This is a genomic window from Sphingomonas sp. SUN039, from assembly GCF_024758725.1.
In the GTDB taxonomy this organism is placed as follows: Bacteria; Pseudomonadota; Alphaproteobacteria; order Sphingomonadales; family Sphingomonadaceae; genus Sphingomonas_O.
Window position 1 is genome coordinate 2,740,233 of record NZ_CP096972.1, and the last position, 13,412, is coordinate 2,753,644.

At 62.3% G+C, this 13,412-nt stretch carries 17 protein-coding genes; 5 read left to right on the plus strand and 12 right to left on the minus strand.

Annotation, left to right across the window (positions count from 1 at the left end):
- Positions 1–30: 30 nt before the first annotated feature.
- Genes M0209_RS13380 through M0209_RS13390 form a run of 3 tightly spaced genes read right to left on the minus strand, consistent with a single transcriptional unit; the run spans position 31 to position 2,251 of the window.
- Positions 31–1,344 carry an amidohydrolase gene (locus M0209_RS13380; protein ID WP_309547066.1) on the minus strand — a complete coding sequence of 438 codons (1,314 nt, stop codon included), beginning with the start codon at positions 1,342–1,344 and terminating at the stop codon, positions 31–33.
- A complete protein-coding gene (locus M0209_RS13385) occupies positions 1,341–1,850 on the minus strand; it encodes a hypothetical protein (RefSeq protein ID WP_258888766.1) in 510 nt (169 codons plus the stop codon). The genes M0209_RS13380 and M0209_RS13385 overlap by 4 nt, the downstream gene beginning before the upstream one ends.
- Positions 1,850–2,251: a VOC family protein gene (locus tag M0209_RS13390; RefSeq protein ID WP_258888767.1), complete on the minus strand. Its 402-nt coding sequence runs from the start codon at positions 2,249–2,251 to the stop codon at positions 1,850–1,852. Before M0209_RS13390 ends, M0209_RS13385 begins: the two co-directional genes overlap by 1 nt.
- 158 nt (positions 2,252–2,409) lie before the next feature.
- Here M0209_RS13390 and M0209_RS13395 point away from each other — a divergent pair, with 158 nt between their 5' ends.
- From M0209_RS13395 to M0209_RS13415, 5 genes are all read left to right on the plus strand, one after another.
- Positions 2,410–3,351 (plus strand): SMI1/KNR4 family protein, encoded by a 942-nt coding sequence (locus M0209_RS13395; protein WP_258888768.1) that lies wholly within the window; start codon positions 2,410–2,412, stop codon positions 3,349–3,351.
- A 30-nt stretch (positions 3,352–3,381) separates the two neighbouring features.
- The gene (gene uvrB, locus M0209_RS13400) at positions 3,382–5,571 is read left to right on the plus strand and encodes an excinuclease ABC subunit UvrB (RefSeq protein ID WP_258888769.1); all 2,190 of its coding nucleotides are present in this window, start codon (positions 3,382–3,384) and stop codon (positions 5,569–5,571) included.
- A 67-nt stretch (positions 5,572–5,638) separates the two neighbouring features.
- A complete protein-coding gene (locus tag M0209_RS13405; RefSeq protein WP_258888770.1) occupies positions 5,639–6,004 on the plus strand; it encodes a type II toxin-antitoxin system RelE/ParE family toxin in 366 nt (121 codons plus the stop codon).
- A complete protein-coding gene (locus M0209_RS13410) occupies positions 5,985–6,269 on the plus strand; it encodes an addiction module antidote protein (RefSeq protein WP_258888771.1) in 285 nt (94 codons plus the stop codon). The genes M0209_RS13405 and M0209_RS13410 overlap by 20 nt, the downstream gene beginning before the upstream one ends.
- Positions 6,270–6,325: 56 nt before the next feature.
- Complete coding sequence (locus M0209_RS13415) at positions 6,326–7,012, plus strand: 2OG-Fe(II) oxygenase (RefSeq protein ID WP_258888772.1); 687 nt, start codon at positions 6,326–6,328, stop codon at positions 7,010–7,012.
- A gap of 25 nt (positions 7,013–7,037) precedes the next feature.
- On the opposite strand, the gene M0209_RS13420 is transcribed toward M0209_RS13415, so the two are convergent.
- The 9 genes from M0209_RS13420 to ctaD all read right to left on the minus strand — a co-directional run bounded on the left by M0209_RS13420 (position 7,038) and on the right by ctaD (position 13,407).
- Complete coding sequence (locus M0209_RS13420; protein ID WP_258888773.1) at positions 7,038–7,535, minus strand: hypothetical protein; 498 nt, start codon at positions 7,533–7,535, stop codon at positions 7,038–7,040.
- Between the two features lie 51 nt (positions 7,536–7,586).
- Positions 7,587–8,165: an SURF1 family protein gene (locus tag M0209_RS13425; RefSeq protein ID WP_258888774.1), complete on the minus strand. Its 579-nt coding sequence runs from the start codon at positions 8,163–8,165 to the stop codon at positions 7,587–7,589.
- Positions 8,166–8,215: 50 nt separating this feature from the next.
- Entirely contained in the window at positions 8,216–8,584 is a 369-nt protein-coding gene (locus M0209_RS13430; RefSeq protein WP_408988205.1) for a DUF983 domain-containing protein, read from the minus strand.
- Between the two features lie 6 nt (positions 8,585–8,590).
- A complete protein-coding gene (locus tag M0209_RS13435) occupies positions 8,591–9,094 on the minus strand; it encodes a DUF3291 domain-containing protein (RefSeq protein WP_258888776.1) in 504 nt (167 codons plus the stop codon).
- The gene (locus tag M0209_RS13440; protein ID WP_258888777.1) at positions 9,095–9,979 is read right to left on the minus strand and encodes a cytochrome c oxidase subunit 3; all 885 of its coding nucleotides are present in this window, start codon (positions 9,977–9,979) and stop codon (positions 9,095–9,097) included.
- A gap of 42 nt (positions 9,980–10,021) precedes the next feature.
- A complete protein-coding gene (locus M0209_RS13445) occupies positions 10,022–10,561 on the minus strand; it encodes a cytochrome c oxidase assembly protein (RefSeq protein ID WP_258888778.1) in 540 nt (179 codons plus the stop codon).
- The gene (locus tag M0209_RS13450; protein WP_258888779.1) at positions 10,561–10,701 is read right to left on the minus strand and encodes a hypothetical protein; all 141 of its coding nucleotides are present in this window, start codon (positions 10,699–10,701) and stop codon (positions 10,561–10,563) included. The genes M0209_RS13445 and M0209_RS13450 overlap by 1 nt, the downstream gene beginning before the upstream one ends.
- Complete coding sequence (locus tag M0209_RS13455) at positions 10,698–11,603, minus strand: heme o synthase (RefSeq protein ID WP_258888780.1); 906 nt, start codon at positions 11,601–11,603, stop codon at positions 10,698–10,700. The genes M0209_RS13450 and M0209_RS13455 overlap by 4 nt, the downstream gene beginning before the upstream one ends.
- Positions 11,604–11,733: 130 nt before the next feature.
- Positions 11,734–13,407 carry a cytochrome c oxidase subunit I gene (gene ctaD / locus M0209_RS13460; RefSeq protein ID WP_258888781.1) on the minus strand — a complete coding sequence of 558 codons (1,674 nt, stop codon included), beginning with the start codon at positions 13,405–13,407 and terminating at the stop codon, positions 11,734–11,736.
- Between the last annotated feature and the right edge of the window lie 5 nt (positions 13,408–13,412).

The window sequence follows — 13,412 nt, forward strand, 5'->3', positions numbered from 1 at the left end:
TCCACTGTGTCGAAGGGGTTAGGCGTAGCCCTATTTCTTCCCCAGCAACTCCATCACCGCCACCGTCATCGCGGTTGCGCCGGTGACCACGCTGGCTTTCGGATCGACCTTGAACAGCCCCGAGTGATGGCCCGCCACGGCAGGCCCGCCCGCCTTGGCCGCATCGAAGGCCGCTTGCGGCGTGCCGCCAACCGCAAAGTAAAAGCCCGGCACTTTCAGGTCGGGCGCGACGAAATGGGCAAAGTCTTCGGCCCCCATGTCTTTCTGTTCGAATTTGGGCACTGCTGCTGCGCCTAGTTCACGGACGAACGCCGCATTGATCCGCCGCGCGAGCGGCGCGTCGTTGGTCGTGACCGGCGTCGATTCGACGACCTTCACGACCGGTTCGGGCGCACCGTTCGCCGCCGCCACGCCCTTGGCCACGCGCTCGATCCCTGCGATCAGCAGGTCGCGCGTCGGCGTGTCGTTCGACCGCACGGTAATCTGCAGGTCGGCGTGGTCCGAAATGATGTTGTGCTTCGTCCCGGCATGGAACGCGCCGACGGTGATGACCCCGGCGCTGAGCGGCCCTTTCTCGCGGCTGATGATCCCCTGCAACGCAACGACGATCTGCGACGCGATATAGACCGGATCCTTGCCCAGCTGCGGTGCCGCGCCGTGCGTGCCGACGCCGCGCACGGTAAGATCGACCGAGTCCGACGAGGAATACTGGATCGCTTCGGACCCCGACACCTTGCCCGCCGCAAGCTGTGACGCGACATGGAAGGCGAGCGCGTAATCGGGCTTTTTGAACCGCGTATACAGCCCGTCGGCGAGCATGGCCTTCGCACCGCCGACGCGTTCCTCGGCAGGCTGGACGATGAACAGCACCGTGCCCGACCAGCGGTCCTTCATCGCCGCCAGCCGCTTCGCCGTCGCCACCATCGCGGTGATATGCGTGTCATGGCCGCAGGCATGCATGACGGGCGAATCGACGCCATCGACGCCGACCTGGTGCGCCTTGGACGCATAGCTCAGCCCGGTCTTTTCCTCGACCGGCAGTCCGTCCATGTCGGCGCGGACCAGCACCGTCGGCCCCGCGCCGTTGCTCATGACCCCGACGACGCCGGTGCCACCGATTTTCTCGGTCACGACGATGCCCGGGATCGCGCGCAATTCCTTCGCCATGCGCGCGGCGGTGTTGACCTCCTTGAACGACAGTTCGGGATTGCGATGGAAATAGTCGAACAGCGCCGCGCCCGACGCATCGTAATCGGCGCGGATCGCGGCGGCATAATCGGGCTCGGCGAGCGCGGGCGTAGCCAGAACCAGGGCAAGGGCGGGCAACAGTCGGACAGGCATCATTTGCAGTCTCCGGTACGTTCGGCGGTGTGGGTGACCGCCGCGGTAAAGCGCGCGGTCGAACCGCTATCCTCGGTCATGGTGACGACGATGTCGCCCTCTATCTTTGCATAATCGGGGGCATAGGTGCCGTCGATCTTGAGCCAGTTGTCGGTCTCGAGCTTGTCGGCCTTGACGGCGCGCTGGTTGATGATGCTGTCGCACAGCCCCGCCCCCTTCACCACGCCGTTTTCGATCGTCGAACTGTCGATCGCGCAACCGCCCGACAGCGACAGGCGGCGCAGCAACGCCCGACCCCCTGCGAGCACTGGCTGGGTGCATTCGCTGATCTCGCTGTTCTTGGGAAATTTGGCACGCAGGTCGTCGACGCTCAACCCATCGACCTTCGGCGTGCTGAATTCGGTGGTGATTTTCCACATGCCGCGATCGAGCACGACCTCCGGGCCGGACTCGGGCGCACCGCAGCTTGCCAGCAACAGGGCCGGACCACAGCCGAGGGCCGCGCGCATCAGGACGCAGGGCCGGTGCGGAACGCGCAGAATTTATTGCCCTCCGGATCGCGGAAATACGCGCCGTAGAACGCCTGCGGCCCGTCGTCGCCGCGCAGGCCGGGCGCGCCTTCGTCGCTGCCGCCGAGTTCCAGCGCCTTGGCATGGAGCGCATCGACTTTGGCGCGGGTGTCGAGGATGAACGCGGTCATATTGCCGTTGCCCGCCGTCGCGGGCTGCTTGTCATGAGGGCCCGTCACCGCGAGCGCCGGCTTGTCCCATGACGCCCCCCACATGGTGAAGCCGCCGAGTTCGTCGCCGAATTCCATCATCCGCGTCGCGCCCAGTTCGGCGAGCAGCGCATCGTAAAAGGCGCGCGCCTTGGCGATGTCGTTGGTCCCGACGGTGACATAGCCGATCATTGTCGTTTCTCCCCGTTGTCAGTCAGGGCGAAGCGCCCGCATACGACGAAACATATCGGCTCGCCGAGATGATTCAATCCGCTACGATAACACCAATAGCATTTCTGTTCGATTTATGTTCTTCTCCTTTTCCCGGAGTGGCGAATCAGAGACGATCGATGAGCACTATCGCCAAATTCGAACAAATCATTCGGTGGTATGCCGCAAGCGGTGCCGACATCGGGTGCGCTTTGGTTGCGGTCAAATCGCCTGAACGGATCGCCGATATCGAAAATCTTCTGGGAGAGCCGCTTCCACCGGAGCTGGTTGAACTCTTTGCCAGTTATGGCGGAGCCAGCACTGGAAACAACGCTGCCTTCATCGGGCATGGAGTCATGACAGTGGAGAGGGTCATTGCCAGCCTCGAATTCTCCAAAGACCTGATCAAACCACCCGATCCTTATGTTGACGATCCGGAGCGTTCTGAAACCATCATCGACGCAATCGCCTCCATCCACCGCGCCGAAATCGAGCGGCTAGGCTGCGCCCGCCGCTCAGACGGTCGCTGGCACAAGCTGACGTTGGACTGCTCGGCAGATTCCTATGGCGGCCCCTACTTCTTTCAGCAGGCAAGGACGTCGGAGGAGGAATGCATTATTCTCGATGTTCAGCCTGACCGACAATCTGAGGTTATGGAGCTGGCTGCAAAGCTCCATAAGCTCGAATACGAGACTTACAGATGGGACGAGCTGGAATTTGCCATCTTCGGTGACGGCACCACAAAGGTGAAGCGGACCTTTTACAATTTCGATCGCGAGCTGGACATTACCAGCTACCCTACCCGGGCGATCCGGAAAAAGTATTTTCATATCAAATGGCTGCCTGTCATCGAAGATCATGGCGGCAACTATATCGGTATCGATTTCGACCCGGGCCAAAGGGGCAAAAAAGCACAGGTCATCGTCTTCGGGCGCGACGACGTGGACATGTATGTCATCGCGGACTCGTGGGATGAATTTCTCGACCGGATAATCGAAGCAACCGAAAGCCGTCCGGAGGAGTTGCTGGCCGATTGCCACCTGCACGACATATTCCGTCCTGTAGAATCGAGATCGTTGTAACCAAAGCTCCCACCCCCTATCGTTCCCTTTATGTCCATCGCTATCCGCACGAGTCTCGACGAACCCGAAACAGCGGCGGATTTCGTCCCGCACCGCCCTGCCCGCCCGCCCAAGGTCGAAGGGGGCAAGCGCTTCAAGGTCGTGTCCGACTATACGGCGGCGGGCGACCAGCCGACGGCGATTGCCGAGCTGGTCGACACCGCGCTGACCGGCGAACGCAACCAGGTGCTGCTTGGCGTCACCGGCAGCGGCAAGACCTTCACCATGGCGCGGGTGATCGAGGAACTGCAGCGGCCCGCGCTGATCCTCGCGCCGAACAAGATCCTTGCTGCGCAGCTCTATGGCGAGATGAAGTCGTTCTTTCCCGACAATGCGGTCGAATATTTCGTCAGCTATTACGATTATTATCAGCCTGAGGCCTATGTCGCGCGGTCGGATACGTACATCGAGAAGGAATCCTCGGTGAACGAGAGCATCGACCGGATGCGGCATTCGGCCACCCGCTCGTTGCTCGAACGCGACGATGTGATCATCGTGGCATCGGTGTCCTGCCTCTATGGCATCGGGTCGGTCGAGACCTATTCGGCGATGATCTTCGACCTGAAAAAGGGGCAGACGGTCGAGCAGTCGGAAATCATCAGGAAGCTCGTCGCGCTCCAGTACAAGCGTAACGACGCCGCATTCCAGCGCGGCAATTTCCGCGTGCGCGGCGACAATCTCGAGATATTCCCGTCGCATTACGAGGACAGCGCGTGGCGCATTTCGTTCTTTGGCGACGAGATCGAAAGCATCGCCGAGTTCGACCCGCTGACGGGCAAGAAGGCCGCGCTGCTCGATTATGTGCGCGTCTATGCGAACAGCCACTACGTCACGCCCGGGCCGACGATGAAACAGGCGATGGAGGCGATCAAGCACGAGCTGGCCGAGCGGCTGAAGGAACTGGTGATCGAGGGCAAATTGCTCGAAGCGCAGCGGCTGGAACAGCGCACCAATTTCGACCTCGAGATGATCGCGGCGACCGGCAGTTGTGCGGGGATCGAGAATTATTCGCGCTTCCTGACCGGGCGGATGCCGGGCGAACCGCCGCCGACCCTGTTCGAATATCTGCCTGAAAACGCGCTGCTGTTCGTCGATGAAAGCCATGTCACCATCGGCCAGGTCAACGGCATGTCGCGTGGCGATCACCGCCGCAAGCTGACGCTGGCCGAATACGGGTTCCGCCTGCCGTCGGCGATCGACAACCGGCCGTTGCGCTTCAACGAATGGGATGCGATGCGCCCGCAGACGGTGTGCGTCTCCGCCACCCCCGGTGCGTGGGAAATGGAGCAGACCGGCGGCGTTTTCGCCGAACAGGTTATTCGCCCGACGGGACTCATCGACCCGCCAGTCGAGATCAAGCCGGTCGAGGATCAGGTCGACGATTGCATCAACGAAGTCCGCAAGACGACGGCGGCGGGCTATCGGACGCTCGTCACCACGCTGACCAAGCGGATGGCCGAGGATCTGACCGAATATCTGCACGAAGCCGGAATCAAGGTCCGCTACATGCACAGCGACGTCGAGACGCTGGAGCGCATCGAGCTGATCCGCGACCTGCGGCTGGGCGTGTACGACGTTCTTATCGGGATCAACCTGTTACGCGAGGGGCTCGACATTCCCGAATGCGGGCTGGTGTGCATTCTCGACGCGGACAAGGAAGGATTCCTGCGCTCCGAAACCTCGCTGATCCAGACCATCGGCCGTGCCGCGCGCAACGTCGATGGGCGGGTCATCCTCTACGCCGACCGCATGACGGGCAGCATGGAACGCGCGATCCGCGAAACCGACCGGCGGCGAGAGAAGCAGCTGGAGTATAACGCCGCGAACGGCATCACCCCCGCAACGATCAAGCGCAACATCGGTGATGTGATCAGTCACTTGTCATCGCGCGATCAGGTGACGATCGAGATCGATGAGGACCGCCCCCACATGGTCGGCCACAATTTGCGCGCGTACATCGAAGACCTCGAAAAGAAGATGCGGAAAGCCGCAGGCGATCTGGAGTTCGAAACCGCCGGACGATTGCGCGACGAAATCCGGTCGCTTGAGGCGGAGGAACTGGGGCTACCGGGGGTGGCCGTGTCGGCGGCCCCGATCATGGGGCGGAGCAACGAGGGCAAGGCAGGGACGCGGAAGGACCGGTTCGGGAAGACGCAGCGGAAGTGGGGCAAGGGGCGATAGGGTGCGCTGTTGCTGATCAATCCGTTCCGCTATTTTAGCATCAAACCAATAGAAGGATTTAGGTTTGATGGCGTTCGATGTTGACGCAATGACAAATGTCCTTTATGAAGGACATAAGTTCCGCGTAGCGCAGACTGCGGCTTTCTCGGAATGGCTGCCGTTGCTACGTGATCGCCGCGCGTTGGCAAAAATTACCGACCGACTGTTAAGAGCCGCAGACGGCAATTTCGGAGATGTGAAAAGTGCGGGAAGCGGCATCTCGGAAATGCGGATCGATTATGGGCCGGGCTATCGCGTCTATTTTTGCCAGCGCGGGACCGAGATTGTCATTCTGTTGTGCGGTGGTGGCAAGCGAACGCAGCAACGAGATATTGCAAACGCAAAGCGGCTCAAGGCCGAGATAGAGTTTAGTGATGGAACTTCGCCCCTTTGACCCTGCCAACTATCTCGAGTCAGGAGAGGATATTCTCTATTTTCTTGAGGCGGCAATGGAGGGCAATGATCCAACCCACATCGCGCGCGCTTTAGGAGTCGTCGCTCGCTCCAAGGGGATGACAGAGATTTCGCGCAAGACAGGGCTTGGCCGACAGGCGCTTTATACGGCGCTGTCCGAAGACGGGAATCCGACGCTTGAAACGCTCACAGCAGTTTTGGGCGCGTTAGACTTAGAACTCACCGTGCAAAAGCGCGCTGCCTGAACTTCGGACGCAAGTTTCGGGACGCTTGATCGCCGAAACCGCTTAGTACCGCCAGCATGATCTCAGACCCCACCGCGCTCGCCCAATCGCTGTCGGATGACGGCTGGGCCGTTCTCCCCTCGCTTCTCTCCGCCGATGATTGCGCCGCGATGCGGGTCGCATGGACCACCCCCACCCTCTTTCGCAGCGAAGTGAACATGGCGCGGCACGGGTTTGGGCGGGGGGTTTACCGGTATTTCGGCGATCCCTTGCCTGGGGCGGTGCAGGCGTTGCGCGCGGGGCTGTATCCGGCACTGGCGGAGATCGCCAATCGTTGGGCTGGAGTGCTCGGGACGGGGAAGTCCTACCCGGCCACCCACGCCGAATACCGCGCGCGGTGCCATGCCGCCGGGCAAGCCCGCCCGACGCCGTTGCTGCTGCGCTACGGACCCGGCGACTGGAATGCGTTGCATCAGGATTTGTACGGGGCGGAGGTGTTTCCGTTGCAGGTCGCGATCCTGTTGTCGGAGCCGGAACGCGATTTCACCGGCGGCGAGTTCGTGCTCACCGAACAGCGCCCGCGCATGCAATCGCGCGCCGCCGTCGTGCCGTTACGACAGGGCGACGCGGTGGTGTTTCCGGTGCGCGAGCGACCGGTGCAGGGCGCGCGCGGTCCCTATCGGGTGCAAATGCGCCACGGGGTTAGCAAGCTACACTCAGGCGAGCGCTTCACTCTCGGCATCATTTTTCACGACGCCGCCTGACGACCGCGAGTGCGACGAGGGCGTGCTAACCGAACCAGATATCGGCGATGCGACCGTTGGCGATTTCGATGTTCACCCGTTCAGGTCTCAGATCTTCGGTAAGCGCGTCTCCGGGATGGTAGGCGCGAACCATCCGTCCGAGAAGATCACGGATCAAAACCGGTGTCGTGTGAACGCTGGTCAGCCCGGAGATACGATTGACAACCCCAGCTGCCAGAGGCCCCGCAGCGACAGCGCCATCCCCGAGCGCTGCGGCGATTTCGTGAGGACAGTCCTTGAATCCAAGCGGACCGACAAAGCCGTGAAAAAGGATGAAATATCCGGTGTCGGTCAACTCGAATGCGTTGAGCGTACCCGTAGGCAAGCCGCACGTCTGCGGAACGATGACATGTTTCTGGACAGCATTGAGAATTTCGTCAGCGCCGATAATAGCTGCAAGTTGTTTTCTGGCAACGTCAAGCGGCGTACCGGCGATGTCCTCGCACTGGATCGAGCCATCCGGTTTACATACCCATTTCGACATACGACTCTCCCCTGACAGAAGTGTCAGGTAATCATGAGTCCGAACAAAGAGTCAACTACCCGAGCCAGACTTCGATTTTCGCCGCAGAGCCATTGTATAGATCACCGCTGCAGCCCCCGCGAACACGAACCATTGCACGGCATAAGCGAAGTGATTGTTCGGCACGTCCGACGGATCGGGCGGGGCACTGGCGGCAAGACCGGTTGCGGGGGCGGTGGCGACCAACATCGGACGCAGTGCCGGCTCGCGTGTGAACAGTCGCCCGATCAGGCTGGCATGGTTCGGCTCGGTCGTGATGACACCATCGACGGTGCCACCGTTCCATGCGACCTGTTGCGCGGGGTCGGACGACACGCCGAGATCGACGAGCGCGCCCGGCCCCTCCGCGCCCGTCACGCAATCGGCGATATGGCGATACCCGCTGCGTCCCTGTGCCGAGCGTCCGGCCTCGCTACGCCAGTTGGCGACGCGGAGGCACCGGACCTGGCTCGTGCGGAACATTGCTTCGGCCGGGACTGGCGCCAGTTCTGGATAAGCCATCGGTGGCAGGTTGAGGTTCGCCGCATAGCGCGCGACCAGCGCGGCCTTTTCCCCGCGCCGCTGCAATTGCCACGCACCGAGCGCGATCATGGTAAGAACAGCGAGGCCGACGACGAGGGTTGGCAGAAGTGGCAGGCGCTTCATGGGCGAAGCTTACCTTCGCGCGCGGCGTTGCGGTATTCGGAAATGAGCAGCGCCGCCTTGCCCACGCGCAAGCCGCCAATGACCAGGCCGAGCGTGACGGCGGGCCAGATCAGCAGGTGAACCCAGAACGGCGGACCGACGGCCAGTTCGAGGCTGACCGCGCCGATCACGACCAGCGCGCCGACGATCAAGGTCAGAAATGCCGCCGGCCCGTCACCGACATTGAACGCCGCATAATCGAGGCCGCAAGCGCGGCATTTCGGCGCGAAGGAAATCATGCCGCCGAACAGCGTGCGCGCGCCGCATTGCGGACAGCCGCCCCTCAGCGCGAGCACCGCAAGGTTATCGGGAGGGAGTGCCACCAAAGGGCGTCAGGCGCGACCCGCGCACCACGGGTCGGGATTCATATCGATGGGCGCACCGGGCAATCCCGGTACGGGGAAGCGCGCCTTGAAGGTGAAGGCCTGTTGGGTCGGCCCGAAGCGGTCGAGCCGCCACAGACGCGCCAGCCCTTCTTCGATCGACGGTTCGGTCCCCGCGGGCACCCACCACAATGCCTGATAGGTCGCGTCCGACCGTTCGAACCATTGCCGCCGCTGCGCCATCACTTCCGTATGCCCGGTACGATAGACATAGTTGAACAGTGCTTGGGCATCGGTCCACACCGACATGTTGACGATGAAGCGCGGGTCGGGTGTCGGCAAGATATCGGTCGCGTTGCCGCTTTCGCTTTGCATCCGCCAGACCAAGCCCGGACTCGCATCGGCGAGCGCATTGATCCGGTCGAGCTCGGCAAAGAAACCGGCAACCTGCGCGTCGTCCTGCGGGGCGACCAGCCGCCCGACGTTGATCTGCGCAAGGTGCCAGCGGCTCACTTAGCCTCCGTGGACCGGTGCGCCCCAGCCGCCCCAGACATAGACGGCGATGAACAGGAACAGCCACACAACGTCAACGAAATGCCAGTACCACGCCGCCGCCTCGAAGCCGAAATGCTGGCGCGGGGTGAAGTGCCCCTTGTAGCTGCGGATCAGGCAGACGATCAGGAAGATCGTGCCGACAATGACGTGGAAGCCGTGGAAGCCCGTCGCCATGAAGAACGCCGCGCTATAGTTCAGCCCCTTGAAGCCGAACGGCGCGTGGACATACTCGTACGCCTGAATGCTCGAGAACAGGATGCCGAGCAGGATCGTCGCCCAGAGACCGGTCTTCAGCCCCTGCCGGTCGCCGTGGATCAACGCGTGGTGCGCATAAGTGACGGTGGTGCCCGAACACAGCAGAATCAGCGTGTTGAGCAGCGGGAAGTGGAACGGGTCGATGATCTCGACCCCCTTGGGCGGCCATTGCTCGATAGCGGCTGCGCCCGACTGGCCGACCATGTTGGTCACCGTCATCGCACCGGTCGCATGATCCTTCACCACATCGAGCGCAGCGGGGAACAGCGAAAAGTCGAACCAGGCCCAGAACCAGCCGACGAAGAACATGACTTCGGACGCGATGAACAGGATCATACCGTAGCGCAGGTGGAGCGACACAACGGGGGTGTGGTCGCCGGCGTGCGCTTCCTTCACGACCTGCGCCCACCAGCCGAAGAAGGTGGCGAGGATCGCGGTGAAGCCGAGCCCGAACACCAGCCCGCCCGAGGGGGCCTTGTGCATCCACATGATGCCGCCCGACGCCATAATCAGCGCCGAAAACGCCCCGACCAGCGGCCAGATGCTGGGTGGCAGGATGTGGTAATCGTGGTTCTTGGCACCGGCCATGGTTCGTCCCTAGTCTTGTCGAGAGTCTGGTTTGCTGGTCGTTTAACCGCGCACACGCGCGTCGTCTATCGGGTAGAAGGTGTAGCTGAGCGTGATCGCCTGGATCGCCTTCGCATCGACATCCTTGGCAATGCCGGGATCGACGTAGAAGATGACCGGCATCCGCACGCTCTGGCCGGGTTGCAGCGTCTGTTCGGTGAAGCAGAAGCACTGGACCTTGGCGAAATAGCCGCCCGCCGCACTCGGCGTGACATTGTACGTCGCGCGCCCTGTGACCGGATAGCGCGCATGGTTCGTCGCGGTGAAGAACGCCATGTTCTTTTCGCCGATGGTCACGATCTGGTCGGGCTTTTCGGGCGCGAACGACCAGGGGAGCGTCGGCACATGATTGGCGTCGAAGCGGATTTCGACCGTCTTGCCGGGCACCGCGCGCACCAGCTGGCCATTGGCGCGCTGCGTCGTGCCGTCGAAGCCGGTCGCTTCGCAAAACATCCGGTAGAGCGGCACGCTGGCAAAACCGAGGCCGGTCATGCCGGCGACGCCGATCACTGCCAGTAATGCCGTGCGCCGGATCGGGTCCATTACGAAACCGTCGAGCCGATGCGGGCAAGCGTGATGAAGTAGAACAGCGCGACAAGCCCCCCGAGGATCAGCGCGGTCGCAATGGCGCGCGACTTGCGGCGGCGATCGAACTCGGCGCGGTTCGGATCGTCGGGAGTCATGCGAAGACCGTCCGGTCGAGCGCGAGTGCGGCGAAGGTCACGAGCATATAGCCGATCGAATAGAGGAAGAGCAGTTTTTCCGAACGCATGTCCTTGGGCATCGGTGCGGCATCGGTGACGACCCGGATATTGATAGCGAGGAAGATCATCGAGCCGATCAGCGCCGTCATGCCATAGAACGCACCGGTCAGGCCGAGCGGCCAAGGCGCGACCGCGACGATTGCCATCAGTACGGCATAGCCGAGCATCTGGAGGCGAGTGCTACGCGCGCTCGCCACGACCGGCATCATCGGCACGGTCCCTGCGGCATAATCGTCACGGATGCGGAGCGCCAAAGCCCAACTGTGCGGCGGGGTCCACAGGAAAATGAACGTGAACATCAGGACGGGCAGCAGGTCGACCTGCCCGGTCGCCGCGACCCAGCCGATCAGCGGCGGAAACGCGCCCGCCGCCCCGCCGATCACGATGTTCTGCGGCGTGATCCGCTTCAGCCAGACGGTGTAGATCAACACATAAAACAGGATCGACCCGGCTAGCAGCGCGGCGGCGAGCAGGTTGGTCGCCAGCCCCATGATGAGCACCGACGCGACGCCGAGTCCAACGCCGAAATGCAGCGCGGCCTGGCGGTCCATGCGCCCTGCCGCGAGCGGCCGGCTGGCGGTGCGGCGCATCATCGCGTCGATGTCGGCCTCATACCATTGGTTGAGCGCGCCCGCCGCGCCCGCTGCCATCGCGATGCACAGCACGGCAGTGAAAGCGAGCGCGGGCGGCAGCGATACCGGGGCCGCGATCATCCCGCATAGTCCCGTGAAAACGACCGAACGCATGACACGCGGCTTGGTCAGCGCGAAGAAATCGCGCCAATCGGCGGGGAGCGATGTCGTGAGGGCGGTCGTGGTCATTTTGCGTCCTTAGCCCCTCCTCCTTTAGGGGAGGGGTTGGGGTGGGGCCTGTCCACCCTCCAACTGTTAGCATGGGAAGCGTTCAGACTCCCCACCCCAACCCCTCCCCTAAAGGAGGAGGGGCTTTAGATCAGTCCACCACCGGCAGCGTCTCGAACTGGTGGTACGGCGGCGGGCTCGACAGCGTCCATTCGAGCGTCGTCGCCCCTTCGCCCCAGTAATTCCCTTCCGCCTTTTTGCCCGCGAGCAGCGACCAGAACAGGTTCACGAAGAACACGCCCATCGACAGCGCCATCAGCGAATAGCCATAGGTCGTGGCGATGTGGTTCCAGTACGCATAGGCGTCCGGATAATCCGGAATGCGCCGCGGCATGCCGTCGAGGCCGAGGAAATGCATCGGGAAGAACAGCACGTTCACGCCGATGAAGAACATCCAGAAATGCACCTGGCCGAGGAACTCGTTGTACTGCCGCCCCGACATCTTGCCGAACCAGTAATAGAAGCCCGCGAACAGGCTGAACACCGCGCCCAGCGACAGCACATAATGGAAGTGCGCCACGACGTAATAAGTGTCCTGCATGTACGTATCGATGCCGCCGTTGGCGAGCACGACGCCGGTCACGCCGCCGACGGTGAACATGAAGATGAACCCGATCGCCCACATCATCGGCGTCTTGAACGACAGCGAGCCGCCCCACATCGTCGCGATCCAGCTGAAGATCTTGATGCCGGTCGGCACCGCGATCACCATCGTCGCCGCCGTGAAATACATTTTCATGTTCACGCTGAGACCGGTGGTGAACATGTGGTGGGCCCACACGATGAAGCCGACAACGCCGATCGCGACCATCGCGTACGCCATGCCGAGATAGCCGAAGACCGGCTTTTTCGAGAAGGTCGAGATCACCTGGCTGACGATGCCGAAGCCCGGCAGGATCATGATGTACACTTCGGGATGGCCGAAGAACCAGAAGAGATGCTGGTAAAGGACGGGGTTACCGCCGCCCGCCGCATCGAAGAAGGTCGTACCGAAATTGCGGTCGGTGAGCAGCATCGTGATCGCCGCCGCGAGCACCGGCAGGGCAAGTAGCAGCAGGAAGGCGGTGACCAGCACCGACCACACGAACAGCGGCATCTTGTGCAGTGTCATCCCCGGCGCGCGCATGTTGAAAATGGTCGTGATGAAATTGATCGCGCCGAGAATCGACGAGGCACCCGCGAGGTGGAGCGACAGGATCGCCATATCGACAGCCGGACCCTGCGACCCGACGGTCGACAGCGGCGCGTAGACCGTCCAGCCGGTGCCTGCACCCATGCCGGTGCCGCCCGAAAAGAACGACGAACCGAGCAAAAGCGAGAAGCTGGGTACCAGCAGCCAGAACGAGATGTTGTTCATGCGCGGGAAGGCCATGTCGGGCGCGCCGATCATGATCGGCACGAACCAGTTGCCGAAGCCGCCGATCATCGCGGGCATGACCATGAAGAACACCATGATCAGGCCGTGCGCGGTGATGAGCACGTTCCACATATGGAGCGCTTCGTTGAGGTTCGACCCGTCGCCGCCCATCATCGACGTCCACATGCCGAGATATTGAATCCCGGGCTGCGCCAGTTCCATTCGCATCAGGCCCGAAATCGCGCCGCCGATAATCCCGGCGGTAATCGCGAAGATCAGGTAGAGCGTCCCGATGTCCTTGTGGTTGGTCGACATGAACCAGCGGGCAAAAAACCCGGGCTTGTGGTCCGCGTCATGCGCGTGGTCGTCGGCGTGAGCCTGAAAGGCGTTTGCGGTTGCAGCAGTCATCGGGG

Coding starts and splice junctions, on each gene's coding strand:
- M0209_RS13380 (WP_309547066.1), bottom strand. CDS start 1,344: ATGATGCCTGTCCGACTGTTGCCCGCCCTTGCCCTGGTTCTGGCTACG.
- M0209_RS13385 (WP_258888766.1), bottom strand. CDS start 1,850: ATGCGCGCGGCCCTCGGCTGTGGTCCGGCCCTGTTGCTGGCAAGCTGC.
- M0209_RS13390 (WP_258888767.1), bottom strand. CDS start 2,251: ATGATCGGCTATGTCACCGTCGGGACCAACGACATCGCCAAGGCGCGC.
- M0209_RS13395 (WP_258888768.1), top strand. CDS start 2,410: ATGAGCACTATCGCCAAATTCGAACAAATCATTCGGTGGTATGCCGCA.
- uvrB (WP_258888769.1), top strand. CDS start 3,382: ATGTCCATCGCTATCCGCACGAGTCTCGACGAACCCGAAACAGCGGCG.
- M0209_RS13405 (WP_258888770.1), top strand. CDS start 5,639: ATGGCGTTCGATGTTGACGCAATGACAAATGTCCTTTATGAAGGACAT.
- M0209_RS13410 (WP_258888771.1), top strand. CDS start 5,985: ATGGAACTTCGCCCCTTTGACCCTGCCAACTATCTCGAGTCAGGAGAG.
- M0209_RS13415 (WP_258888772.1), top strand. CDS start 6,326: ATGATCTCAGACCCCACCGCGCTCGCCCAATCGCTGTCGGATGACGGC.
- M0209_RS13420 (WP_258888773.1), bottom strand. CDS start 7,535: ATGTCGAAATGGGTATGTAAACCGGATGGCTCGATCCAGTGCGAGGAC.
- M0209_RS13425 (WP_258888774.1), bottom strand. CDS start 8,165: ATGATCGCGCTCGGTGCGTGGCAATTGCAGCGGCGCGGGGAAAAGGCC.
- M0209_RS13440 (WP_258888777.1), bottom strand. CDS start 9,979: ATGGCCGGTGCCAAGAACCACGATTACCACATCCTGCCACCCAGCATC.
- M0209_RS13445 (WP_258888778.1), bottom strand. CDS start 10,561: ATGGACCCGATCCGGCGCACGGCATTACTGGCAGTGATCGGCGTCGCC.
- M0209_RS13450 (WP_258888779.1), bottom strand. CDS start 10,701: ATGACTCCCGACGATCCGAACCGCGCCGAGTTCGATCGCCGCCGCAAG.
- M0209_RS13455 (WP_258888780.1), bottom strand. CDS start 11,603: ATGACCACGACCGCCCTCACGACATCGCTCCCCGCCGATTGGCGCGAT.
- ctaD (WP_258888781.1), bottom strand. CDS start 13,407: ATGACTGCTGCAACCGCAAACGCCTTTCAGGCTCACGCCGACGACCAC.